This window comes from Streptomyces avermitilis MA-4680 = NBRC 14893 (assembly GCF_000009765.2).
Lineage (GTDB): Bacteria > Actinomycetota > Actinomycetes > Streptomycetales > Streptomycetaceae > Streptomyces > Streptomyces avermitilis.
On record NC_003155.5, the window covers coordinates 6366358 to 6389241 of the forward strand.

The 22884-nt window shown below is 70.0% G+C and carries 21 protein-coding genes and 1 tRNA gene; 5 read left to right on the plus strand and 17 right to left on the minus strand.

The annotated features are described in order from the left end of the window. Positions 1–154 precede the first annotated feature (154 nt). The 3 genes from SAVERM_RS27120 to SAVERM_RS27130 are packed head-to-tail and all read right to left on the minus strand — an operon-like array spanning position 155 to position 3474. Positions 155–1078: a carbohydrate ABC transporter permease gene (locus SAVERM_RS27120; protein ID WP_010986658.1), complete on the minus strand. Its 924-nt coding sequence runs from the start codon at positions 1076–1078 to the stop codon at positions 155–157. 12 nt (positions 1079–1090) lie between these two features. Further along, positions 1091–2107 (minus strand): carbohydrate ABC transporter permease, encoded by a 1017-nt coding sequence (locus tag SAVERM_RS27125; RefSeq protein ID WP_010986659.1) that lies wholly within the window; start codon positions 2105–2107, stop codon positions 1091–1093. Between the two features lie 5 nt (positions 2108–2112). Continuing rightward, positions 2113–3474 (minus strand): ABC transporter substrate-binding protein, encoded by a 1362-nt coding sequence (locus SAVERM_RS27130; RefSeq protein WP_010986660.1) that lies wholly within the window; start codon positions 3472–3474, stop codon positions 2113–2115. Between the two features lie 398 nt (positions 3475–3872). Between SAVERM_RS27130 and SAVERM_RS27135 the strand changes: the two genes are divergently transcribed. Continuing rightward, positions 3873–4928, plus strand: a complete 1056-nt coding sequence (locus tag SAVERM_RS27135; protein WP_010986661.1) for a LacI family DNA-binding transcriptional regulator — start codon at positions 3873–3875, stop codon at positions 4926–4928. Positions 4929–5011: 83 nt separating this feature from the next. On the opposite strand, the gene SAVERM_RS27140 is transcribed toward SAVERM_RS27135, so the two are convergent. The 6 genes from SAVERM_RS27140 to SAVERM_RS27165 form a co-directional block, all read right to left on the minus strand. Continuing rightward, a complete protein-coding gene (locus SAVERM_RS27140) occupies positions 5012–5620 on the minus strand; it encodes a GNAT family N-acetyltransferase (protein ID WP_010986662.1) in 609 nt (202 codons plus the stop codon). Between the two features lie 140 nt (positions 5621–5760). Further along, on the minus strand, positions 5761–6156 hold the full coding sequence (locus SAVERM_RS27145; protein ID WP_037649853.1) for a hypothetical protein: 396 nt from the start codon (positions 6154–6156) through the stop codon (positions 5761–5763). Between the two features lie 191 nt (positions 6157–6347). After that, positions 6348–6420, minus strand: a tRNA-His gene (locus SAVERM_RS27150). Positions 6421–6537: 117 nt separating this feature from the next. Further along, positions 6538–7140, minus strand: coding sequence for an oligoribonuclease (gene orn / locus SAVERM_RS27155; RefSeq protein WP_010986664.1), 603 nt, complete (start codon positions 7138–7140; stop codon positions 6538–6540). Positions 7141–7291: 151 nt separating this feature from the next. After that, complete coding sequence (locus tag SAVERM_RS27160; RefSeq protein ID WP_010986665.1) at positions 7292–8572, minus strand: helix-turn-helix domain-containing protein; 1281 nt, start codon at positions 8570–8572, stop codon at positions 7292–7294. Between the two features lie 378 nt (positions 8573–8950). Beyond that, on the minus strand, positions 8951–9388 hold the full coding sequence (locus SAVERM_RS27165) for a hypothetical protein (protein ID WP_010986666.1): 438 nt from the start codon (positions 9386–9388) through the stop codon (positions 8951–8953). Positions 9389–9731: 343 nt separating this feature from the next. Between SAVERM_RS27165 and SAVERM_RS27170 the strand changes: the two genes are divergently transcribed. Continuing rightward, positions 9732–10259 (plus strand): universal stress protein, encoded by a 528-nt coding sequence (locus tag SAVERM_RS27170; RefSeq protein WP_010986667.1) that lies wholly within the window; start codon positions 9732–9734, stop codon positions 10257–10259. A gap of 150 nt (positions 10260–10409) precedes the next feature. Continuing rightward, positions 10410–10976, plus strand: coding sequence for a GPR1/FUN34/YaaH family transporter (locus tag SAVERM_RS27175; RefSeq protein ID WP_010986668.1), 567 nt, complete (start codon positions 10410–10412; stop codon positions 10974–10976). Between the two features lie 104 nt (positions 10977–11080). Here the strand turns inward: SAVERM_RS27175 and glmS are convergent, their stop codons facing one another. Together glmS and SAVERM_RS27185 are read right to left on the minus strand one after the other, a co-directional pair. Beyond that, on the minus strand, positions 11081–12898 hold the full coding sequence (gene glmS / locus SAVERM_RS27180) for a glutamine--fructose-6-phosphate transaminase (isomerizing) (RefSeq protein WP_010986669.1): 1818 nt from the start codon (positions 12896–12898) through the stop codon (positions 11081–11083). A gap of 37 nt (positions 12899–12935) precedes the next feature. Continuing rightward, the gene (locus SAVERM_RS27185) at positions 12936–13193 is read right to left on the minus strand and encodes a hypothetical protein (protein ID WP_010986670.1); all 258 of its coding nucleotides are present in this window, start codon (positions 13191–13193) and stop codon (positions 12936–12938) included. Positions 13194–13358: 165 nt separating this feature from the next. Here SAVERM_RS27185 and SAVERM_RS27190 point away from each other — a divergent pair, with 165 nt between their 5' ends. Continuing rightward, the gene (locus SAVERM_RS27190; RefSeq protein WP_171033219.1) at positions 13359–14921 is read left to right on the plus strand and encodes a purple acid phosphatase family protein; all 1563 of its coding nucleotides are present in this window, start codon (positions 13359–13361) and stop codon (positions 14919–14921) included. A 21-nt stretch (positions 14922–14942) separates the two neighbouring features. Here SAVERM_RS27190 and SAVERM_RS45375 read toward each other — a convergent pair whose 3' ends face one another. Continuing rightward, entirely contained in the window at positions 14943–15065 is a 123-nt protein-coding gene (locus tag SAVERM_RS45375) for a hypothetical protein (RefSeq protein ID WP_255344842.1), read from the minus strand. A 119-nt stretch (positions 15066–15184) separates the two neighbouring features. Here SAVERM_RS45375 and SAVERM_RS27195 point away from each other — a divergent pair, with 119 nt between their 5' ends. Continuing rightward, the gene (locus SAVERM_RS27195) at positions 15185–16774 is read left to right on the plus strand and encodes a beta-N-acetylhexosaminidase (RefSeq protein ID WP_010986672.1); all 1590 of its coding nucleotides are present in this window, start codon (positions 15185–15187) and stop codon (positions 16772–16774) included. A gap of 49 nt (positions 16775–16823) precedes the next feature. Here SAVERM_RS27195 and SAVERM_RS27200 read toward each other — a convergent pair whose 3' ends face one another. The 5 genes from SAVERM_RS27200 to SAVERM_RS27220 form a co-directional block, all read right to left on the minus strand. Next, complete coding sequence (locus SAVERM_RS27200) at positions 16824–18596, minus strand: IucA/IucC family protein (RefSeq protein ID WP_010986673.1); 1773 nt, start codon at positions 18594–18596, stop codon at positions 16824–16826. Beyond that, positions 18593–19144, minus strand: coding sequence for a GNAT family N-acetyltransferase (locus tag SAVERM_RS27205; RefSeq protein WP_010986674.1), 552 nt, complete (start codon positions 19142–19144; stop codon positions 18593–18595). The genes SAVERM_RS27200 and SAVERM_RS27205 overlap by 4 nt, the downstream gene beginning before the upstream one ends. Beyond that, positions 19141–20412, minus strand: coding sequence for a lysine N(6)-hydroxylase/L-ornithine N(5)-oxygenase family protein (locus SAVERM_RS27210; RefSeq protein ID WP_010986675.1), 1272 nt, complete (start codon positions 20410–20412; stop codon positions 19141–19143). The genes SAVERM_RS27205 and SAVERM_RS27210 overlap by 4 nt, the downstream gene beginning before the upstream one ends. Positions 20413–20416: 4 nt before the next feature. Then, complete coding sequence (desA, locus tag SAVERM_RS27215; protein ID WP_037649847.1) at positions 20417–21859, minus strand: lysine decarboxylase DesA; 1443 nt, start codon at positions 21857–21859, stop codon at positions 20417–20419. A gap of 137 nt (positions 21860–21996) precedes the next feature. Beyond that, entirely contained in the window at positions 21997–22869 is an 873-nt protein-coding gene (locus tag SAVERM_RS27220) for a siderophore-interacting protein (RefSeq protein WP_010986677.1), read from the minus strand. Positions 22870–22884 lie beyond the last annotated feature (15 nt).

Sequence of the window (22884 nt, forward strand, 5' to 3'; positions counted from 1 at the left end):
CTCGGCGGGCGACACAGGTGCCGCGGAAGTCGAGGCGGGCGTCACGGACTCAGGCATGGAAGCGCTCCCATCGGAGGTCGGGGAGACCGACGAAAGTAGGGGAAGTGAAGGAGGGGCCGGGGCGGCGGTGACCCGGCCCCTCCGGAGCGGGGCGTCAGCCCTTGACGGCGCCCTGCATGATGCCGCCGACGATCTGCTTGCCGAAGATCGCGAAGACCAGGAGCAGCGGCAGCGTGCCCAACAGCGCGCCCGCCATGATCAGGGACTGGTCGGGCGTGTATCCGCGGCCGAGGCCCGCCACCGCGACCTGCACGGTCGGGTTGCCGGTCTGTGTCAGGACCAGGAACGGCCACAGGAAGTCGTTCCACGTCTGCACGAACGTCAGCATGCCGAGGACCGCCATCGCGGGACGCGCCGCCGGGAACACGATGTGCCACACCACGCGCCAGCTGCTCGCGCCGTCCACCCGGGCGGCCTCGATCAGCTCGTCCGGCAGGGCCTGGATCAGGTACTGGCGCATGAAGAACACGCCGAACGCGCTCACCAGGGAGGGCAGGATCACCGCCTGGAGCTGGTCGGTCCAGTCGAGCTTGGCGACCATCATGTACAGCGGGATCACGCTCAGCTGCGGCGGCACCATCATCGTGCCGATGACGATCAGCATCAGGGCGCCGCGGCCCCGGAAACGCAGTTTGGCGAAGGCGAACCCGGCGATCGTCGACATGATGACGACGGCCGCGGCCGAGACCCCCGCCACGAACGTGGTGTTGAAGAACGCCTCGCCCAGGTTCGCGTCCGTCCAGGCCACGTCGAGGTTGCGGAAGAGGTTGGAGCCGAACCAGAACGGCGGCGGGGTCTGCGCCAGCCGGTTGTTGTCGCGGGAGGCGGCGATCGCCGTCCACACCAGGGGGAACAGCGAGCCGAGGGTGAACAGGATCAGGATCGCGTACGCGATCGGGCCGCCGTGCAGCGTTCCGCCGGCCCGAGCGGAGCGCGGGCGGCGCGAGCGCCGGGGTGCCTTGGCGGCGTCGGCGGCGTTGTCCGCGCTGTCGGCGGGGGGCGTCAGGGTCGTCGTCACGGCCGGTACTCCTTAACTACTGGCGCGCAGCCGGCGCGAGATGACGTAGTTGACGATCCCGACCAGGATGAGGATCAGGAACATCGTCCAGGCGATGGCCGAGGCCCGGCCCAGGTGCTGGTTCACCCAGCCCTGCTCGTACAGGTACAGGCCCAGCGTCTGGAACTGGTGTTCCGCGCCGCCGGACGCGCCCTTGTTCGCGTCGAACAGCAGCGGCTCGCCGAAGACCTGGCTGGCGCCGATGGTCGACACCACGACGGTGAACAGGATGGTCGGCCGCAGCGCCGGCAGCGTGACGTGCAGGAACTGCCGCCAGCGGCTGGCTCCGTCCAGCGCCGCCGACTCGTACAGGTCCTGCGGGATGGCCTGCATGGCCGCCAGGTAGATGAGCGCGTTGTAACCGGTCCAGCGCCAGATGATGATCGAGGAGACGGCGAACTGGGACGGCCACTTGTCGTTCTGCCAGTCGACCGCGCCGATCCCGACCTGGTGCAGCGCCCAGTTGATCATGCCGTAGTCGCGCCCGAAGAGCAGCACGAACACCAGCGAGGCCGCGGCGATGGACGTCGCGTACGGCGCGAGCATCGCGACCCGGTAGAAGGTCGAGGCGCGCAGCTTGTAGTTGAGGATGTGGGCCAGACCCATCGCCATCAGCAACTGCGGCACCGTGGCGATGATGCCGATGGTCAGGGTGTTCTTCGCCGCGTTCCAGAAGAAGTCGTCGTCGAAGATCCGCGTGTAGTTGCGCAGACCCACCCACTCCATGTCGGTGGGCGCGGTCAGCTCCACCTGGTGCAGCGAGGCCCAGCCGGTGTAGATCAGCGGAAACAGGCCGAACGCGAGGAACAGCAGGAAGAACGGCGAGACGAAGGCGTACGGGCTCCACCGGATGTCCCGCTGCCAGCGGCGGGACAGCCGGGCCCGGTGCCGCTGCTCAGCCTCGGTGGGCGCGGCGTCGGCCGACGCGCGGGCCGGGGCCGCGCCCCCCTCCTTCACGGGGGGCGCGGCGGTGTCGTGCCGGGTGGCCATGGCGGTCACTTGTCCAGGTTGTTGTCGATGGTCTTCGTGGCCGTGTTCCACGCCTCCTCGGGCGACTTGCCCTTCGTCACGAGGATGACGCCGTTGTCGGTCAGGCCCTGCTGGATGATCTGGTCCTTCGGGCCGATCGTCTGCACCGGGCTGGACTGGGCGGCCTTGGCGAAGATCGTGCCGATCGGCGAGTCACCGGTCATCTCGTTCTTGGCGCCGGTGACCGCGGACGAGCTGTACGCGCTCGGCGCGCTCGGGAAGCTGCCCTGCACCTTGAAGAGCTTCGCCTGCTGCTCCGGCGCGGTCAGCCAGGTGATGAACGCCTCCGCCTCCTTCACGTGCTTGCCGCTCTTCGGCACGGCGAGGAAAGTGCCGCCCCAGTTGCCGGACTTGGGCGCGGCGGCCACGTCCCACTTGCCGGCGGACTCGGGCTTCGACTTGCCCTTGATGTAGCCGAGCATCCACGGCGGGCAGGCCACCGTGGCGAACTTGCTGTGGGCGATCGTGGTGTCCCAGGCCGGCTGGAACTGCGTCTGCGCGCCGACCAGCCCCTCCTCGGCGGCCTTCGCGGTCAGGTCGAAGGCGCTCTTGACGGCCGGGTTCGTCTTGTAGGTGACCTTGCCGGAGGAGTCGTAGAACTTCTCCTTCTCACTGCTGAGGATCGCGTTGATCAGACCGCCGGGGGAGTCCATGAACGTGGTGCCCTTGGGCGCCTTCGCCTTGTACTTCTCGCCCGCGTCGACCAGCTTGCTCCAGTCGCCCGCCCACAGCTTGCCGACCTCTTCCCGGTCGGTGGGCAGACCGGCCTTCTCGAAGAGGTCCTTGCGGTAGCAGATCGCCATCGGGCCGACGTCGGTGCCGAGGCCGACCGTCCTGCCGTCCTTGGTCGTGGCCTGCGCCCACTTCCAGTCCAGCCACTTGCTCTTGTCCACACCCGAGACCTTGGACATGTCCACGAGCTTGTCCGCCTGGGTGGCGACGATCTCGGCGATGTTGCCGACCTCGACGGCCTGCACGTCCATCAGGCCGCTGTTGGTGGTGAGGTGGTTCAGGAGCGCCGGGTAGTAGTTCTCGTTCCGCTCCACGACGTTGTCAGTGATCTTGATGTCGGGGTGGAGCTTCTCGTACTCGGTGTAGAGCCCGGCCTCCTTGAAGCCCTGGGTGCCGAACAGGCCCAGCGTGAGGGTGGTTTTCCCCTTGCCGTCCGACGACGAGCCGTCGGAAGCGCCGTCGCCGCTGTCGTCGGCGCAGCCGGCCAGCAACCCGGCGCCCAGCGACGCGACCGCCGCCAGGACCACCGCCCGGCGGACGATGGGGGTCCCCCCGCTCGAGCGAAGCCGAGAGGGGGGGAGGGTGAATGCTCGCATGGCGTCCTCCTGTTGCCCTGACGTGCCGACCCCCCGGCCAACTGCATGGTTGGGCCCGTTAGTTGTTCGCTGCGGCTCGGGCGGGGAACGTGCGGGATGTGTATGTGTCAGGTACCGTGGGAGCGCTCCCACAAGTGATGTGTTGAAGAGTCGTCGGTCCGGGCGGGGGTGTCAAGGGAGCGGACATGGCGAGATGCGTTCAGTTATCGGCCTGTTAACTAACTCCGCGAGGTGGCGCCAACTCGCTCCGGGCGGGCGGTATTCAGGCCCGTCGGCGGGTGCCGATGAGGCCTTTTCGGCCGGTGCGGGGCTCGGGGAGGGCCGCACCGGGGCCGGTCGCCGGCCCGGATGGGACTGTTAGATTCCAGGCCAGTGTGGGTCGACGGGAGGCGGAGCCAATGGCAGGCCACGGAGCGCGGGGCCGGAGCGGCGGGCGGCCGACCCTTGAGGAGGTCGCCGCGCGCGCCGGGGTGGGCCGCGGCACGGTCTCCCGGGTGATCAACGGGTCCCCCCGGGTCAGCGACGCCACCCGCGCGGCCGTCGAGGCGGCCGTCGCGGAGCTCGGCTATGTCCCGAACACGGCGGCCCGTGCCCTCGCCGCCAACCGCACGGACGCGATCGCCCTGGTCGTCCCCGAACCGGAGACCCGCTTCTTCGCGGAGCCGTACTTCTCCGACATGCTCAAGGGCGTGGGCTCCGCGCTGTCGGAGACCGAGATGCAGCTGCTGCTGATCTTCGCGGGCAGCGACCGGGAGCGGCAGCGGCTGGCCCAGTACCTGGCGGCGCACCGGGTGGACGGTGTCCTGCTGGTCTCGGTGCACGCGGACGACCCGCTGCCCGACCTCCTTGCCCAGCTGGAGATCCCGGCGGTGATCAGCGGCCGCAGATCCGCGGAGGAGACGCTGCCCTCGGTCGACTCCGACAACTTCGGCGGCGGCCGGGTCGCCGTGGAACACCTGATCGACCAGGGCCGCCGCAACGTCGTCCATCTCGCCGGCCGCCTCGACGTCTACGGCGCCCAGCGCCGCGTCGACGGCTACCGCGAGGCGCTGCGGGACGCGGGACGCCCGGTCGACGAGAGCCTGATCGTCGCCGGTGACTTCACGGAGGAGGGCGGCCGGCGCGCGATGACCGAACTGCTGGCCCGCTGCCCGGCGCTGGACGCGGTCTTCGCGGGCTCCGACGTGATGGCGGCCGGCGCGCGCCAGGTCCTGCGGGAGGCCGGCCGTCGTATCCCGGACGACGTGGCACTGGTCGGGTACGACGACTCGGCCATCGCCCGCCACATGGACCCCCCGCTCACCAGCGTCCGCCAGCCGATCGAGGAGATGGGCCGCGCGATGATCGACCTGCTCCTCGACGAGATCGCGGACCGGCGCCCGGCGGTGTCCCGGGGCCTGGAGCGACGTCAGCTGGTGCTCCCGTCGGAGCTGGTGCGGCGGGCGTCTTCGTAGACCCGGCCCCGCGGTGGCTGGTGCCCCTGCCCGGACAGCCGCTGGTCAGGCCCGTACGGTCAGGCCCTGGTCGGCACCCCTGGTCAGGCCCGTACGGTGAGCTCCCACCGAATCTCGCCGTCCTGCTCCCGGTCGGTCGGTGACAGCCCGGCCGCGGCGGCGACGGACGCGGAGGCGTGATGGTCCGGGTGGACATGGGCGACGACGATGCGTACGGACCCGGACTGCCGGGTGAGCCGGTCGACCAGGCCCTGGGCCGCCTCCGAGGCGAAGCCCCGCCCCTGCCACGGGGTGCCCACCACCCAGGCGATCTCCGCGACCTCGCCCGTGACGGTCGCCTGCACGGTCCCCACCAGACACGCGTCCGCACGCCGCCGCAGCACCCAGTTGACCCAGCGGACGCCGGGGTGGGGCGAGCCGGCGGCCAGGCGTGCGTAGCGTGCGCGCAGGGCGGCCGGGGTGTCGGGCACACCGCCGATGAAGGCATGCAGCGCCGGGTCGCCGAGGACCTGGGCCATCTCCTCGGCGTGCTCGACGCGCAGGGGGAGGAGATCGAGGCGGGCGGTGCGGATGATCCTGGCGGTCCCGGTGGTCCCGGTGGTCCCGGTGGTCCCGGTGGTCCCGGTGGTCCCGACGGACGCGGCGGGGCCGGGGGGCTCGGGGGGTTCGGCGGGTTCGGGGTGCGCGGGCATCGGGCGAAGCCTACGGGGCGGCGCGTCCCGCTCCGAAGTGCCCGCCACGGTAGGGGCCTTGTCCCGGCACGCCGGGCAACGTCCGCCACCCGTCGGCGGGATGCCGGGACACCTGGATGCGTCGCAACGGGTCCCGGACCCTACGCGTGGCTCCAGATCAGGCCGCCCTTGTCCTTGGTGTCGTCGCCTCTGACGGTGACCGCGTAGACGGCGACCGGCGCGCCCTCGGGGATGTCGCCGCTCTTCCACGCGGTGCAGTACGGCGCGGTCCGCCCGCGGGTGGAGGCGGTGCGGTCGATGGTGCCGTCGCGGTTGATGTCGAGCCGGGCCTCGATGCCCCACCCGTCGGTCGTCGTGTCGCAGGCCCGGACGGAGTCGCCCGGGGTGGCGCCGTCCGGGTCGGCGTTCCACAGGGCGTACCCGCCCTCGGTGTTGGCCCGCTGCGCGGCGGCGGTGGCCGTGCCCTGCGCGCCGAGGAGAAGGGCGGTGGCGGCGAGGACGGTGGTGACGACACGGCCTCTGGCGGAGCGGAGCACGGAGAGTCCCCCTGGTGCGGGTGAGCACGGTGAGAGTGGTGATGGCGCTGGGTGGAACGAATCCATGCCCCTTGATCGTCCGCCCACTGTCCCGTGTTACAGGTCACACGACTGCTTGCAGGTCACACGACTGGTTGCAGGTCACACGACTGAGGCCCCGGTCCGCTTTCGCGGACCGGGGCCTCTTGCAGGGTGAGTGACGGGACTTGAACCCGCGGCATCCTGGACCACAACCAGGTGCTCTACCAGCTGAGCTACACCCACCATGACCGGTGGTTCTCCGTTTGGTCTCTCCGACCGGCCGAGAAAAAGTGTACAGGGTCCGAGGGGGTGCTCGCGCCCGCCTTTCTTCGGGGCCCTCGAAGGGCCCCGTCGGGGCGGCTACTGCGCGGGCAGCACGTGCTTCGCGGCGATCGTGCGGGCCGTCTCCGAGTCGGGGCCCGGCTGCGGTACGAAGATGGCCTCGCGGTAGTAGCGCAGCTCCGCGATCGACTCGCGGATGTCCGCCAGCGCGCGGTGGTTGCCGCTCTTCTCGGGGCTGTTGAAGTACGCCCTCGGGTACCAGCGGCGGGCCAGCTCCTTCACCGAGCTGACGTCCACGATCCGGTAGTGGAGGTAGGTCTCCAGCGCCGACATGTCGCGGGCGAGGAAGCCGCGGTCGGTGCCGACCGAGTTTCCGCACAGCGGAGCCTTGCCGGGTTCCTTGACGTGCTCCCGTACATACGCGAGCACCTGCGCCTCGGCGTCCGCCAGCGTCGTGCCGGCCGCCAGCTCGTCGAGCAGGCCCGAGGCGGTGTGCATGGTGCGCACCACCTCCGGCATCGTCTCCAGCGCGGCGTCCGGCGGGCGGATCACGATGTCCACCCCCTCGCCCAGTACGTTCAGCTCGGAGTCGGTGACCAGTGCGGCCACCTCGATGAGCGCGTCGTCGGACAGCGAGAGACCGGTCATCTCGCAGTCGATCCACACCATGCGATCGTTCATGTGTCTTACCTTATGGCCCGCCCCGGCTCCGCGGACCGCCCGTGCACCTCCGTGAGCGCGGCCGCACCCGGCCCGGCACCACGGAAACAGGGCGGGCGGGGGACCGTGGTACGACCCACGATGCCTCGCCCGCCCTGCTGTCACGGCAGTCCTACGGCGCGCTCCGCTGCCCCGGCAGGCTGGGCCGCCCGGCCGCGTACAGCTCGGATCCATGTGACCCATGTGATCCATGCGACCCGTGAGACCCATGAGATCCGTGGGACCCGTGTTTGCCCGGTTCCGTGGACAGGGACGCGGCCGGACCCAGTGAGCTCGCGGCCGCCGTGCGGCGCGTCTGCATCGGGACCGGGGCCTCCTGCGGCAGCGCCGGTGGCGGTCCCACGACGCTGTCCGGATCCACGGGCCGTTCACCCTGCGGACGGCGGGCCCGGTAGGCGGCCCGGTAGGCGGCCGGCGAGGAGCCGAGCTGGCGGCGGAAGTGCCCGCGCAGCGCCACCGGCGAGCGGAAGCCGCAGCGGCCCGCGACCTCGTCCACCGAGTAGTCCGACGTCTCCAGGAGCCGCTGCGCCTGGAGCACCCGCTGGGTGATCAGCCACTGCAGGGGAGCGCTCCCGGTGAGCGAGCGGAACCGGCGGTCGAACGTACGCCTGCTCATGTACGCGCGGGCGGCGAGCGTCTCCACGTCGAACTGCTCGTGGAGGTGCTCCAGGGCCCAGGCGACGACCTCGGCGAGCGGGTCGGCGCCGATCTCCTCGGGTAAAGACCGATCGAGGTAGCGCTCCTGCCCGCCGCTCCGGCGCGGGGGGACCACGAGCCTGCGGGCGAGCGCGCCCGCCGCCTCGTTTCCGTGGTCCGTCCGCACGATGTGCAGGCACAGATCGATTCCGGCCGCCGTACCCGCCGATGTCAGTACGTCTCCGTCGTCCACGAACAGCTCACGTGGGTCGACATGGACCGACGGGTAGCGCTTGGCCAGCGTCGGTGCGTACATCCAGTGGGTCGTCGCCGGACGGCCGTCGAGCAGCCCGGCCGCGGCCAGCACGAAGGCGCCGGTGCACAGCCCGACTATGCGGGCACCCTCCTCATGCGCCCGGCGCAGTGCGTCGAGCGCTTCCTCCGGCGGTGGCGAGGTGATCGACCGCCAGGCCGGCACGACGACCGTGCCCGCCCGGGAGATCGCCTCCAGGCCATGTGGTGCGGTGAGTTCAAGCCCTCCTGTGGTCCGCAGTGGGCCTTCCTCACCGGCGGCCACCAGCAGCCGGTAACGCGGCACGCCGGCGTCCTGACGGTCGATCCCGAACACCGAAAGCGGTATGGAACTCTCGAAGATGGGGCCGCCGCTGAACAGCAGCACCGCGACGATCTCCTTGCGGCGTCGCCCGGAAAGTTTCCGGGCCGCGGCATCCGGCGCGGCAGTGGAGTCGTGGCTCATACTGCTAAGCCCCCCTCGGTGGTCGCGGCTCCTCGGTTGTGTCGCTCCTGCACGTTTCCCCTCGGTCCTGCACGAGTCCCCCGCCGTAAGACAGTCATGATCGAATCTACTGTGTCGTGTGGTGCCGGCGTGACCAGTTCACCATCCGGCAGATTGTCGACATGGCAACTTGGCGTGAAGCATTCGATCACGAAGCGTTGCACTCGTGAGCCGTGCAGGGAAGTGCGCCTTGTCCCAGTGGCCGGTCCCCGTAGGGTGCGCGGGTCCCCGGAGACCCTTTCGGCCCAGGTGGAACGGGGGGTGAGGGGGTGTTCGAGCCAGGGGTGCACGGTGGTCAGAAGTTGGCTGAAAGTATGCGGGCGCGTGCGCGGAAACCGGTCAGTCGACCGGCGTATTTCCCGCCGTGTGGCGGCCGCCTCTGTGCGCCCCCGAGCCACTCTTCCCGTGTGCCCCGCCCGTCCCCTGCCAACCGCTCCTGCCGTGCCGCCCCCGGTGCGGGACGCGCTGCCGGGCCGCCTCGTCCGACAGCCGCGCCGCCCCTCGCTCGGACTGCCGCAGCAGCATCCGGCAGACCCCGGTGACGGCCGCGAGCCCCAGCGCCGTACCGGCCGCCCCGGCGAGCGAGGTGCCGTACCAGACGAGGACCACGGGCACCAGGGCGCAGCTGAAGACCGCCCAGCGGACGACATCGCTCGCCGTGTCCGACGGCGGTGCGGCCGAAGGGCGCGCCGGGGACGGGGGCGCCCCCTGGGCGGGAGTCCGGCGCAGGTCGTCGGGGGAGGTGCGGGAGGTGGGGGAGGTGCGGGATACGGGCATGGCGTGCTCCCTGTGGCGGTGGCACGGGGTTCAACGCGTGTTCGATCGGTCGGTCACTGTGGTGCCCGGTGGTACTCCTGGCGGTACGGCCGGCGGTACCGCCGGCCGCGGGGCGTACGGCTGTGCGACCCCTGTGCAAACCGCCTGTACGGGGCAGCAACCATTGCGTTACGGGCACCCCCTCATGCATGCTCCCTGGAACCCCGCGCAGCGTGTGCGGGGCCTGGGCAGAGGAGGCGTGCCGCCGTACCCTTGGGGGTATGGGGTTGGGAAGATGATTCCCGGACACAGCTCCGCCGCACACTGTCGTCCCACCCACGAGGATCCAAACGCCGAGACACTCATGGCCGGTCACGAATTCTTCGAACCTGCGGACCGCAAGCGCCCCGTCGCCGATCCCACGGCGGCCGAGCCCTTGGCGGCGGAAGAGCCACGCCATTCCTGCGACCCCGCCTTCAAGCACGGGGTCGTCGTCGGCTTCGACGGCTCGACGTCCAGCGAGCGCGCCCTCGCGTACGCGATCGGCATGGCCCATCGCTCCGGGTCGGGCCTGATCATCGTGCATGTCGCCAACCGGCTGCCCACCACGGTGTGGGCCGGCTGCGAGCCGCCGGTCTTCGTCGATGTGCCGGACCACCGGACCGAGGTCCTCGGGCTCGAACTCGCCTGCGCGGAGTATCTGGCCGAGGTGCCCTGGATCCTGGTCGAGCGCGGCGGCGACATCTGTCACGAACTCGAAGAGGTGGGGCGGGAGTACGAGGCGGACGCGATCGTCGTCGGCTCCACGCACGGCATCGTCGGCCGTCTCTTCGGCTCGGTCGCGGGGCGGCTGGCGAAGCGCGCCCAGCGCCCGGTCATCGTTATTCCGTAACTCGCCGTCGTCCCAGGTGAGATGAGACCTGGGAGCGGCCGACTCCCTTGTGCAGATGCCCGAATCTACTCACACGTAGAGGTGTTTGTGCCCTTGTGAAGGGCATAACTCGGTCACCGCACCATCGCACATGTACGAAGGGAGCCCGCCGTGGACAATGACGTCTCCGCGGGAAGCACCACCACGGTCGTCGGCCGACTCACCCTCGGGATCACCCTGTTGGCCTTCGGGCTCGGGTACGCCGACGTGATCGACGGAGTGACGGCGGCTGACGCCGTATCAGTGGCCCACTACGTCGGCGGCGTGGCGCTGTTCGTCGCGGGCCTGTTGGCCCTGCGCGAACGCGACGCGGCCTCCGGTACGGCCTTCTCGGCGCTCGGCGCCCTGTGGTTCACCTGGGCCGTCACCGCCGGCAGCCGGATGTCCGACAACGCCGCGGGCCTCTTCCTCCTGCTGTTCGCCCTGGTCGCACTGAGCCTGACGCTCGGGGCGGCGGGCGGCGTCCTCGACCAGGGCGCCTACGGCCTGTTCGCCGTCTCGCTCCTGCTGCTGGCCATCGCGCACTTCGCGGGCAACGACGGTCTCGGCAGGATCGGCGGCTGGTTCGCGGTGGCCGCGGGCGCGGTCGCCTGGTACGCGGCGACGGCGGCCCTGGCCCACTGGCCCACCGCCCTCCCCCGACGCGCTGCCGGCCGGGGGGTGACGGCCGCCGGCTGACAGCCGCGGGCCGGGGATGGGCGCCCCGGCCCCTGTGGGAACGGGTCCCTGTGCGCTTGGTGACACGCACAGGGACCCGTTCGTACTGCTGTCGGAGGTGACGCCTACTCCACCGTCACCGACTTGGCGAGGTTCCTGGGCTTGTCGATGTCCCGGCCCAGCGCCAACGCCGTGTGGTAGGCGAGGAGTTGCAGCGGGATGCCCATCAGGATCGGGTCCAGCTCGTCCTCGTTCTTCGGGACGACGATCGTCTGGTCGGCCTTCTCCTGCTCCTGGTGCGCCACCGCGAGGATCTTGCCGCTGCGGGCCTTGATCTCCTCCAGGGCGGCGCGGTTCTTCTCGAGGAGGTCGTCGTCGGGGACGATGGCCACCGTCGGCAGCGCGGGCTCGATGAGGGCCAGCGGGCCGTGCTTCAGCTCGGAGGCCGGGTAGGCCTCGGCGTGGATGTACGAGACCTCCTTGAGCTTCAGGGAGGCCTCACGGGCCACCGGATAGCCGCGCACACGGCCGATGAAGAGCATCGAGCGGGCCTCGGCGTACTGCGCGGCCAGCTTCTTGATCTCGTCCTCCTGGTCGAGGATCTCGGAGATCTGGGCGGGCAGCTTGCGCAGGCCCTCGATGATCCGCTTGCCGTCGCGGACCGACAGGTCACGGGTGCGGCCCAGGTGCAGCGCGAGCAGCGCGAAGGCGACCGTGGTGTTGGTGAAGCACTTGGTGGAGACGACACAGACCTCGGGTCCGGCGTGCACGTACATGCCGCCGTCCGCCTCGCGGGCGATCGCCGAGCCGACGACGTTCACCACGCCGAGGACCCGCGCGCCCTTGCGCTTCAGCTCCTGCACGGCGGCCAGCACGTCGTACGTCTCACCGGACTGCGAGACCGCGATGTACAGGGTGTCGGGGTCGACGACCGCGTTGCGGTAGCGGAACTCGGAGGCCGGCTCGGCGTCCGCGGGGATGCGGGCCAGCTCTTCTATCATCTGGGCGCCGATCATGCCCGCGTGGTACGAGGTGCCGCAGCCGAGGATCTTCACCCGGCGCACGGCACGCGCCTCGCGGGCGTCCAGGTTCAGGCCGCCGAGGTGCACGGTGGAGAACCGGTCGTCGATCCGGCCGCGCAGCACGCGGTCCACGGCGTCGGCCTGCTCGTGGATCTCCTTGTGCATGTACGTGTCGTGGCCGCCCATGTCGTACGAGGCGGCCTCCCACTCCACGGTGGTCGGCTCGGCCGTCGTCCGGGTGCCCTCGGTGGTGTACGTACGGAAGTCGTCGGCCTTCAGCGTCGCCATCTCGCCGTCGTCGAGCGTGACGATCTGACGGGTGTGGGTGACCAGCGCGGCGATGTCCGAGGCGACGAACATCTCCTTCTCGCCGATGCCGAGGACGACCGGGGAGCCGTTGCGGGCCACCACGATGCGGTCGGGGAAGTCGGCGTGCATGACCGCGATGCCGTACGTGCCCTCGATCACGCGCAGCGCCTCGCGGACCTTGTCCTCCAGCTTCTCCTGCTGGGAGCGGGCGATCAGGTGGGTGAGGACCTCGGTGTCGGTCTCGGAGAGGAACTCGACGCCGTCGGCCTCGAGCTTCTTCCGCAGGTCGGAGGCGTTGTCGATGATGCCGTTGTGGACGACGGCGACCTGGTTGTCCTGCGACATGTGCGGGTGCGCGTTGAGGTCGGACGGGGCGCCGTGGGTGGCCCAGCGGGTGTGGGCTATACCGGTGGTGCCCTTGAAGCGCGCGGGGACCTTGGCCTCCAGGTCACGGACCCGGCCCTTGGCCTTGACCATCTTCAGGCCGGCCGTCTTCGGGCTGGTGACGACGATGCCCGCGGAGTCGTAGCCGCGGTACTCCAGGCGCTGGAGTCCCTCGAGGAGCAGCGGAGTGACGTCACGCTTCCCGATGTATCCGACAATCCCGCACATACAGGTGGTCCCCTAGTTGTAGACAGTCGCAGGCGATCTAGCCGTAGACGATGCGGCGCAGCTGCCTGAGCGTGAGCTCCGGCGGCGCGACCGCGCGGTACTTCAGGTCCGCCTCGATCCGTTCGAAGATCGTCGCGTTCACCAGGCCCTGGGCCTGGAGTTCGCGGTGGCGGCGACGGACGTATTCCTCGGTCGTCTCGTCGAAGTAGGCGAGCACGTCCTGGATCACCCGCAGCGCCTCGCCCCGGTTGAGGGGCGTGGACCGCGTCAGATGATCAACAAGTTCGTCGTGCACCCGGTAGATCTTGGGGTACTGAAGGCCGATTCGCAAGAATCCTGCCCGATTTCGGGCAAGTGGCTGTTGAAACTCTTATGGGGCCCTGTTCGAGCGCTGTCCATCCTGTGTCCTGCGCCCCGTTGCCTGTGCGGAGCAACTTCTGACTCCATGGACATCCCACGCATGGGCGTACCGGAGAAGCTCGCCGAGCGCATGAGCATGGCCGAGCAGCACGAATACCTTCGCGCCAGGTTCTCGCGGCGCAACATGATCAGAGGCGGCGCCGTGACCCTGGGTGCCGTCGCCGGTGGCGCCTTCGTCCCGGGGGCGACCGCGCGGGCCGCGGTTCCCGCGCAGCGGGCGGCCGCCTCGGCCGAGAAGGTCGACGGCGCCCTCGTCGCCCCCTTCGGCCGCCACCTCGCCTACGGCACCGACCCGCGCACGGAGATGACGGTCTCCTGGCAGGTCCCGGTCGCGGTGAAGAAGCCGTACATACGGATCGGCGCCCACCCCTGGGACCTCTCCCGCAAGATCGAGGCCGAGGTCCGCGCCCTCCACACCCCGGCCGGCGTCGGCGCGAGCGGCGACCACACCCAGTACTACCTGCACGCCCGGCTCACCCACCTGCGCCCGGGCAGGACGTACTACTACGGCGTCGGCCACGACGGCTTCGACCCGGCCGCCCCGCACCTCGTGGGTACCCTCGGCACCTTCACCACCGCGCCCGCGCACAGTGAGCCGTTCACCTTCACGGCCTTCGGCGACGAGGGCGTCGGCTACCACGGCCTCGCCAACGACGCCCTGCTGCTCGGCCAGAACCCGGCCTTCCACCTGCACGCCGGCGACATCGCGTACGCGGACCCGGCCGGCGCGGGCAAGACCGGCGACACCGGCTTCGACTCGCGTATCTGGGACCAGTTCCTCGCCCAGACCGAGTCGGTCGCCAAGTCCGTCCCGTGGATGGTGTCGTACGGCAACCACGACATGGAGGCCTGGTACTCGCCCAACGGCTACGGCGGCGAGGAGGCCCGCTGGCAGCTGCCGGAGAACGGCCCGGACAAGGCGAACCTGCCCGGCGTCTACTCCTTCGTGCACGGCAACACGGCGGTCATCTCGCTGGACGCCAACGACGTGTCCTTCGAGATCCCCGCCAACCTCGGTATCTCCGGCGGCACCCAGACCAAGTGGCTGGAGGCGCGGCTCAAGAAGTACCGGGCGGCGAAGGACATCGACTTCATCGTCGTGTTCTTCCACCACTGCGCCTACTGCACCTCGACCGCGCACTCCTCCGAGGGCGGCGTGCGCCAGGAGTGGGTGCCGCTGTTCGAGAAGTACACCGTCGACCTGGTGATCAACGGCCACAACCACCAGTACGAGCGCACGGACGTCATCAAGGGCGACGAGGTCACCAAGAAGCTGCCGATCGGCGGCACCGCGTACCCCGAGACGGAGGGCGTCGTCTACGTGACGGCGGGCGCGGCGGGCCGCAGCCTGTACGCGTTCACCGCCCCGGACTCGTACGAGGGCCACGAGAACGACGTCGAGTCCGTGTCGGCGTTCGTCAACCTCAAGGGCGGCAAGCAGAACGAGACGGTCGCCTGGTCGCGCGTGCGCTACCTCGACTACTCGTTCCTGCGCGTCGACGTGACGCCCGCCGCCAAGGGCCGCACGGCCACGATGAGGGTGCGCGGCATCGCCGAGAGCGGCGTGGAGATCGACCACTTCACGGTGGCGCGCCGGGTCTGACCGGCGGGAGCGGCGCGGTCCTCACCTCCGCTCGAGGACCGCCTGCTTGGCTGGTTCCTGCGGCGGTACGTCCGCAGCGGGCGCCGTCGGACGCGGCGGCCGCGCCTGCACCCCTGCCCCGTTCTTCTGGATGACTTCCGCCATGAGGGGGATGGTTCCACCGGCTCTGCGGGAGAGTGGTCTATACCCATTGGGGTTCATCCCCAGTGCGGCCCATAGCCGTTGGGGCCCATGCCCGTTGGGGTCCATGGAAGGGAGCGCATGTGAGACAGCACCACAGAACGCCCCGTCTTCTCGGCACGCTGCTGCTCGTGGCGGCTGCCGGCTTCTCCGTCGCCGGCTCGGCGCCCGCCGCGGCCGCGAAGACGGCGAGCCCGCTCGGCCAGGTCGTTCCGGCCCCCGCCTCGGTCGACCCGGGCGGATCGCCGTACCGCATCACCCGGGACACCCGCATCCGTGTGGACGACTCGCGGGAGGTACGACAGGTCGGCGAGTACCTCGCGGGCATCCTGCGGCCCTCCACCGGTTACCGGCTGCCGGTCGCCTCCCAGGGCGGCGGAGGCATCCGGCTCCGGCTGGGCGAACGCTCGCTGGGCGACGAGGGATACCGCCTCGACAGCGGCAGGAACGGCGTCACCATCACCGCCGCCGCACCGGCCGGGCTCTTCCACGGCGTGCAGACCCTGCGCCAGCTCCTCCCGGCCGCGGTCGAGAAGAACTCCGTACAGCCCGGACCCTGGCTCGTCGCGGGCGGCACCATCAAGGACACCCCGCGCTACGGCTACCGCGGCGCGATGCTCGACGTGTCCCGGCACTTCTTCGACGTCGGCCAGGTCAAGCGCTACATCGACGAGTTGGCGCTGTACAAGGTCAACAAGCTGCATCTGCACCTCTCCGACGACCAGGGCTGGCGCATCGCGCTCGACGACTGGCCGCGGCTCACCACCTACGGCGGATCGACGCAGGTGGGCGGCGGCCGAGGCGGCTTCTACACGAAGGCCCAGTACACGGAGATCGTGCGGTACGCGGCCTCCCGCCATCTGGAGGTCGTCCCGGAGATCGACATGCCGGGCCACACCAACGCGGCCCTCGCCTCCTACGCTGAGCTGAACTGCGACGGCACCGCGCCGCCGCTCTACACCGGCACCGACGTCGGCTTCAGCTCGCTGTGCGTGGGCAAGCCGGTGACGTACGACTTCGTGGACGACGTCATCCGTGAGCTGGCCGCGCTCACACCCGGCCGCTATCTCCACATCGGCGGTGACGAGGCCCACTCCACCAGCCACGCCGACTATGTGGCCTTCATGGACAAGGTGCAGCCCGTCGTCGCCAAGTACGGCAAGACGGTGATCGGCTGGCATCAGCTGACCGGGGCGACCCCGGCGAAGGGCGCGCTCGCCCAGTACTGGGGGCTCGACGACACCAGCGCCGCGGAGAAGGCGCAGGTCGTGAAGGCCGCGCAGAACGGGACGGGGCTGGTCCTCTCGCCGGCCGACCGGATCTACCTCGACATGAAGTACACCGCGGACACCCCGCTCGGGCAGGACTGGGCGGGTCTGGTCGAGGTGCGGCGGGCGTACGACTGGGATCCGGGCACCTACCTCGCCGGAGCCCCCGGCGCGTCGATCAGGGGCGTCGAGGCGCCGCTGTGGACGGAGACGATCGTCACCGGCGCGGACATCGACTACATGGTCTTCCCGCGGCTGCCCGGCGTCGCCGAACTCGGCTGGTCGCCCGCGTCGACCCACGACTGGGACACGTACAAGGTGCGGCTCGCGGCGCAGGGGCCGCGGTGGGAGGCGCGGGGGATCCGGTACTACCGGTCCCCCCAGGTTCCCTGGCCCGGTGCGTAGGTGAGGAAGGCGGGGCTCAGGAGGACCGTCTCCTGAGCCCCACCCGGCTTCAGAGTCCCGCGATCGGGTTCTTCAGGTTGCCGACCAGTTGCAGTGCGCCGGACGGATCCGCCAGATCCACCATCTGCTTGTTGTCGCGCAGCTGGAGCCGGTTCAGGCAGGACAGCGCGAACTCCGGCGCGAACATGTCGTACTGCCGGAACTTGTCGGCGAGTTCGGGCGTCGACTCCTGGTACTCGCGTACGGACTCGGCGACCGTCCGCCAGAAGTCCTCCTCGCCGAGGACGCCCTCGTCGGCCAGGTCGGCCGCCAGGAAGCGGAAGAAGCAGTCGAAGACGTCCGTGAAGATCGACAGGAGCTTCTTGTCCTCGGGGACCTCGACGCGGATCCGCTCGACCGCGGGCGGCAGCACCGCCTGCGGGTCCAGGACGGCGATCTCCTCGGCGATGTCCTTGTAGATCGCGCGCTGTACGGCGCCGTCCTTGAGGACGAGGATGACGTTCTCGCCGTGCGGCATGTACACGAGGTCGTACGCGTAGAAGCTGTGCAGCAGCGGCGTGAAGTAGGCGCGCAGATAGCGGCGCAGCCACTCCACCGGCGACAGCCCCGAACGCTCGATCAGCGCGCCCGCGAAGGAGGCGCCCGCGTGGTCGACATGGACGAGGGAGGCCATGGTGGCCAGGCTCTCGCCCTCCTGGAGCGCGGGCACGGGGCTCTCGCGCCACAGGGCGGCGAGCATCTTGCGGTACGGGGAGTAGCGGTCGGTGGCGGCCTCGTACTCCAGGTGGCGATAGCCGACGGCCGCGCGCTCGCGGATGACCGACAGGCCGGTGGACTTGAGCACCGGGTCGTTGTCGACGAGCTGGGCCAGCCAGTCGTTGATGGCCGGGGTCGCCTCCATGTAGGCGGCCGAGAGTCCGCGCATGAAGCCCATGTTGAGGACGGACAGAGCCGTCTTGACGTAGTGCTTCTCGGGGGCGGACTTGTTGAAGAACGTCCGGATGGACTGCTGGGCCAGGTACTCGTCGTCGCCCTCGCCGAGGCAGACGAGACGGCGCTGGGCGACCTCGGCGGCGAAGGTGACGGAGAGCTTGTTCCACCACTGCCAGGGGTGGACGGGGATGAGGAGGTAGTCGTCGGGGTCGAGGCCCTGGTCGCGCAAGGTGGCAGCGAAGCGGTTCAGTGTCTGCTCGCCCAGTTCCTCGCGCAGGAACGACTCGTACTCGATCCCCACGCCCGCCGTGAACGCGGCCCGCGAGCGGTGCGCGGCCAGCCACACCAGCCGCACCGGGCTCGCGGTCTCGGGGGCGTACGAGAGGTACTCGTGGACCCCGAAGCCGAGCCGGCCGTTGTTGGCGACGAAGCAGGGGTGGCCCTCGGTCATGCCGGTCTCGATGGCCTGGAAGCCCGCTTCGGCGAGCTCGGCGACGGGGATCTGCGGCTTGGTGAGCTTGAAACAGGTGCCCGAGAGGGTGGAGGAGATCTCCTCCAGATAGACGGGCAGCACCTCGTCGCTCAGGCCGAGCGACTTCTTCAGCTCGATGAAGAAGTCCAGGGCGGCAACCGGGAGTTCGGCGCCGTCCCGGTGGCGGGTGATCGACTCGGCGTCGACCTGCCAGTGGTCGAGGGAGCGGAGGCGGGCGGTGAAGCGGTAGCGGGTCAGGCCGTCGTCGCTGCGGACGACGTACGCGCCGTCACCGGCGGCCTCCGGAGTGAGCAGCCGCTCGTGGGCGAACTCGGCGAGCGCCTTGCGGACGAGGAGGCGGTTGGCCCGCTCCCAGCGCTCGGGGGAGAGGTGGGCCACGGCGTCGGACTGGGTCATACGGCTGCTCCTCGCACCGCTGCTGCGAACTGCTCGCGTGTGCAGAAACTCAGCAGCGCCTTCTTCTCCGGCTTCTGGATCTCGCGCTCGGGCACGAACCCGACGGCTTCGTTCAGGGCGTGCACGGCCTTGTTGCCCACGTCGGGTTCGACGACGACACGCCGGGTGGCCGGGTCGGCGAACAGGTGCTCCATCACCGCGGTGATCACGGCCCGGGTGAAGCCGTGCACGGGCGTGTCCGTCGGCGCGACCAGGAAGTGCATGCCGACATCGCCGGGCTCGGGCTCGTACAGGCCGACCAGCTCGACGTGCGCCGGGTCGTACTTCTCCATCAGGAACACGGGCTCGTCGTCCAGCAGTCCGAGGAACGCGTCGTGGTACTCGCTGGCCGCGATGGCCATGTACTCGCGCTCCACGTCGTGCAGTCTCGCCTCCTGCATCATCCAGAAGGCGGACTTGGGGTGGGTCACCCAGCCGTGCAGCAGCTCGGCGTCCCGCGTCGGGTCGAGCGGGCGGACGGTGAAGGTGCCTATGTCAGGGGTGCTCATACGGCGAACTCCTGGAACGCGATCGTCTTCTCGACCGGGTAGTACTCGGTGCCGAGCAGCTCACGGATGATGTACGCGTTGCGGTACGCGCCCATGCCCAGGTCGGGGCTGGTGATGCTGTGCGTGTGCACGCCGGCGTTCTGGAGGAAGACGCCGCGGCCCGTCGTGTCGATGGCGTAGTTGCGGGCGATGTCGAAGTTGCCCTGGGCGTCGTAGCGCAGCCGGTCGCGTACGGGCTTCAGGAACTCCGGCTCGGCGTATCGGTAGCCGGTGGCCAGGATCAGGCCCTGGGAGCGCAGTTCGTACTCCTTCTCCTGCTCCTCCTGGCGGAGGGTGAGGGTGTACGTGCCGTTCTCGTACGTCGCCCCGTTCAGCGCCGAGTTGGTCAGCAGGCGCGTGGGGACCGGGCCACCCAGGTTCTTCTGGTACAGCAGGTCGAAGATCTCGTTGATGAGGTCGCCGTCGATGCCCTTGAACAGGCCCTTCTGCTCCGCGGTGAGGCGGTAGCGGGTCGGCTCCGGCAGCGCGTGGAAGTAGTCGATGTACTCCGGGGAGGTCATCTCCAGCGTGAGCTTGGTGTATTCGAGGGGGAAGAAGCGCGGGGAGCGCGTCACCCAGTTCAGCCGGTATCCGTGGACGTCGATCTCGCTGAGCAGGTCGTAGTAGATCTCGGCGGCGGACTGGCCGCTGCCGACCAGGGTGATCGACTCCTTGGCCTGGAGCTCCTGCTTGTGCTGCATGTAGCGGGAGTTGTGGATGTGGTCCCCGCCCAGGCCCTGGACGGCCTCCGGGAGGTACGCGGGCGTGCCCGTGCCGAGGACCAGGTGGCGGGCGCGGTAGAGGTCACCGGCCTCCGTGCGGACCACGTACACGTCGTCCTCGTACGTCACCTCGGTGACCGTCGTGCCGAAGCGGATGCTGGAGAGCTTCGAGGCGGCCCAGCGGCAGTAGTCGTCGTACTCGACCCGGAGCGGATAGAAGTTCTCCCGGATGTAGAACGAGTACAGCCGGCCCGATTCCTTCAGGTAGTTCAGGAAGGAGTACGGGGAGGTCGGGTCGGCGAGGGTCACCAGGTCCGACATGAAGGGCGTCTGGAGGTGCGCGCCCTCCAGGAACATCCCCGAGTGCCATTCGAAGTCCGGCTTGGACTCCAGGAAGACGCCCTCCAGTTCGGCGATCGGCTCGGTGAGGCAGGCGAGGCCGAGGTTGAAGGGGCCGAGACCGATCCCTACGAAGTCGTACGTCTTGCCTGCGGACGTCTTTTCCATGGCTTCAGGAAGCGCGGTCAAGGGATTCTCCCAGGTACTGCTCGGCGTGGCCGGCGATCAGATCGAGCACGGCGGTGATGTCGTCCGCCGTGGTCTCGGGGTTGAGCAGGGTGAACTTCAGGTAGTGGCGGCCGCCGACCTTGGTGCCCGCGACGACGGCGTCGCCGGAGGCGAAGATGGCCTTGCGGGCGTACAGGTTGGCGCGATCGATCTCGGCCGGGTCGGTGACGGCCGCCGGGATGTAGCGGAAGACGAGGGTGGACAGGGACGGCTCCACGACCACGTCGAAGCGCGGGTCGGCGGCGAGCAGTTTCCAGCCCTCGGCCGCCAGGTCGCAGACCTCGTCGAAGAGTTGGCCGATGCCGTCGGCGCCCATCACGCGCAGCGTCATCCACAGCTTGAGCGCGTCGAAGCGACGAGTGGTCTGGAGGGACTTGTCGACCTGGTTGGGGATGCGCTCCTCGACCATGCGGCGCGGGTTGAGGTACTCCGCGTGGTAGGTGGCGTGGCGCAGGGTGGAGGCGTCCCGGACCAGCACGGCGGACGAACTCACCGGCTGGAAGAAGGACTTGTGGTAGTCGACGGTGACCGAGTCGGCGCGCTCGATGCCGTCGATCCGGTCCCGGTGCTTCAGGGAGGTGAGCAGCCCGCAGCCGTAGGCCGCGTCGACGTGCATCCAGGCGCCGAACTGGGCGCACAGCTCGGCTATCTCGGGCAGCGGGTCGATGGAGCCGAAGTCGGTGGTGCCGGCGGTGGCGACGACGGCCATGGGGAGCAGGCCGTCGCGCTTGCAGCGATCCAGCTCGTGGGCGAGCGCGACCGTCTGCATGCGCTTGTCGTGGTCGACGGGGATCGAGACGACCGAGTCCGCGCTCAGGCCCAGCAGTTTCGCCGACTTCTTCACGCTGAAGTGGCTGACCTCGGAGGCGAAGACACGCAGTCTGGCGAGGTCGTCGGACTTGGCCTCCTCGCGGGCGAGGAGCAGCGCCTGGAGGTTGGACTGGCTGCCGCCGCTGGTGAACACGCCGTCCGCGGCGGGGCCGAGGCCGATGCGCTCGTTGGTCCAGTCGATGAGCTTGCGCTCGATCAGGGTGCCGCCCGCCGACTGGTCCCAGGTGTCGAGGGAGGAGTTGACGGCGGAGAGGATCGCCTCGCCGACGACCGCGGGGATGACCACCGGGCAGTTGAGGTGCGCGAGGTAGCGCGGGTGGTGGAAGTAGACGGCGTCGCGGAGGTAGACCTCTTCCAGCTCGTCGAGGACCGCGGTGGTGTCGTGCAGCGGGCGGTCGAGGTCGATCCGCTCGATCCGGGGGGCGAGGGCGTCGACCGTGATGCCGGTGAACGGGCTTGCTGTGGTGGCGAGTTTGGCCGCCACCCGCTCTATTCCTTCGGTCACGGAACGGCGGTACCGATCCGCGGTCGTGTCATTGAGCAGGTGCGAGCGCATGTGGGGGTCCTCCGAGGGGACAGTCCGTGCGGAACAGAGGAGAGGGGCAGGGGAGAGGGCGCAGCGCCCCGACATCAACTTAGGCTAGCCTAACCTAAGTTATTGCGTGCTAAACCTGCCCCTCGCCGTGACCGCCGTCACTCCTGTTCGCGCAACTGCTCCTCGCTCAGGCCCTGTCGCCAGTAGCCGACGAACGTCACCTGCCGTCGGTCGATCCCGCGCTCGCGTACGAGATGGCGGCGCAGCTCCTTCACGCAGCCGGACTCGCCCGCGATCCAGGCGTACGGGCGCTCGGCGGGCGGGAACGCGGCGGCTCGGACGGCGTCGAGGGCCATGGGGGAGCCCTCGCCCCGCGTCTCGCGCTCGCTGTGTACGAGCCAGGTGATCTCGGCGTCCGCCTCGGTCGTCAGGTCCTGGATGTCTCCGGCGTCGTGGACCTCCAGCCAGACCTTGGCGCGGGTGCCCGCCGGCAGCCACTCCAGGATGGCCGAGGCGGCGGGGACGGCCGTCTCGTCGGCCCAGACGACCACCAGGTCGGTGCCCTCGGGCGGGCGGAAGCGGATCGCCCGGTTGTCCGCGACCGCGGGGCCGAGCAGCAGGACCCGGTCGCCGGCGGTGGCGCGTGAGGCCCACCGGGAGGCGGGGCCTGCCGGGGCGGCCGCGCCGGGCTCCACGCCGTGCAGCACGAAGTCGATGTCGATCTCGACGGTGTTGCCATGGGCGTCCTGGCGCAGGGCCCGGAGGGTGTACGAGCGCATCACCGCCCGTACGTCGTCGGGCAGTTCGCGCCAGCCCTGCCACCAGTTGTCGCCCAGCTCGATCGGGACGGCCGGCTCGGTCTGCCCCGGGTGCGGCAGGAACAGCGACAGGCTCTGGTCGCGGCCGTCGGAGGCGAACGCGTGCAGGTCGGCGCCGGTGAAGGTGACGCGGAGCAGAGACGGGCCGAGCCGCCTCGTCCGTACGACCTGGAGGGAGAAGAAACGGAACGGGGCGGCCACAGCCGTCGTCATGAGTGCTCCTGAGTC

Coding starts and splice junctions, on each gene's coding strand:
- SAVERM_RS45375 (WP_255344842.1), bottom strand. CDS start 15,065: ATGGCGGAAGTCATCCAGAAGAACGGGGCAGGGGTGCAGGCGCGGCCG.
- SAVERM_RS27220 (WP_010986677.1), bottom strand. CDS start 22,869: ATGACGACGGCTGTGGCCGCCCCGTTCCGTTTCTTCTCCCTCCAGGTC.
- SAVERM_RS27190 (WP_171033219.1), top strand. CDS start 13,359: ATGGGCGTACCGGAGAAGCTCGCCGAGCGCATGAGCATGGCCGAGCAG.
- orn (WP_010986664.1), bottom strand. CDS start 7,140: ATGAACGATCGCATGGTGTGGATCGACTGCGAGATGACCGGTCTCTCG.
- SAVERM_RS27205 (WP_010986674.1), bottom strand. CDS start 19,144: ATGAGCACCCCTGACATAGGCACCTTCACCGTCCGCCCGCTCGACCCG.
- SAVERM_RS27130 (WP_010986660.1), bottom strand. CDS start 3,474: ATGCGAGCATTCACCCTCCCCCCCTCTCGGCTTCGCTCGAGCGGGGGG.
- SAVERM_RS27170 (WP_010986667.1), top strand. CDS start 9,732: ATGGCCGGTCACGAATTCTTCGAACCTGCGGACCGCAAGCGCCCCGTC.
- SAVERM_RS27210 (WP_010986675.1), bottom strand. CDS start 20,412: ATGGAAAAGACGTCCGCAGGCAAGACGTACGACTTCGTAGGGATCGGT.
- SAVERM_RS27140 (WP_010986662.1), bottom strand. CDS start 5,620: ATGCCCGCGCACCCCGAACCCGCCGAACCCCCCGAGCCCCCCGGCCCC.
- SAVERM_RS27125 (WP_010986659.1), bottom strand. CDS start 2,107: ATGGCCACCCGGCACGACACCGCCGCGCCCCCCGTGAAGGAGGGGGGC.
- SAVERM_RS27160 (WP_010986665.1), bottom strand. CDS start 8,572: ATGAGCCACGACTCCACTGCCGCGCCGGATGCCGCGGCCCGGAAACTT.
- glmS (WP_010986669.1), bottom strand. CDS start 12,898: ATGTGCGGGATTGTCGGATACATCGGGAAGCGTGACGTCACTCCGCTG.
- SAVERM_RS27135 (WP_010986661.1), top strand. CDS start 3,873: ATGGCAGGCCACGGAGCGCGGGGCCGGAGCGGCGGGCGGCCGACCCTT.
- SAVERM_RS27165 (WP_010986666.1), bottom strand. CDS start 9,388: ATGCCCGTATCCCGCACCTCCCCCACCTCCCGCACCTCCCCCGACGAC.
- SAVERM_RS27200 (WP_010986673.1), bottom strand. CDS start 18,596: ATGACCCAGTCCGACGCCGTGGCCCACCTCTCCCCCGAGCGCTGGGAG.
- desA (WP_037649847.1), bottom strand. CDS start 21,859: ATGCGCTCGCACCTGCTCAATGACACGACCGCGGATCGGTACCGCCGT.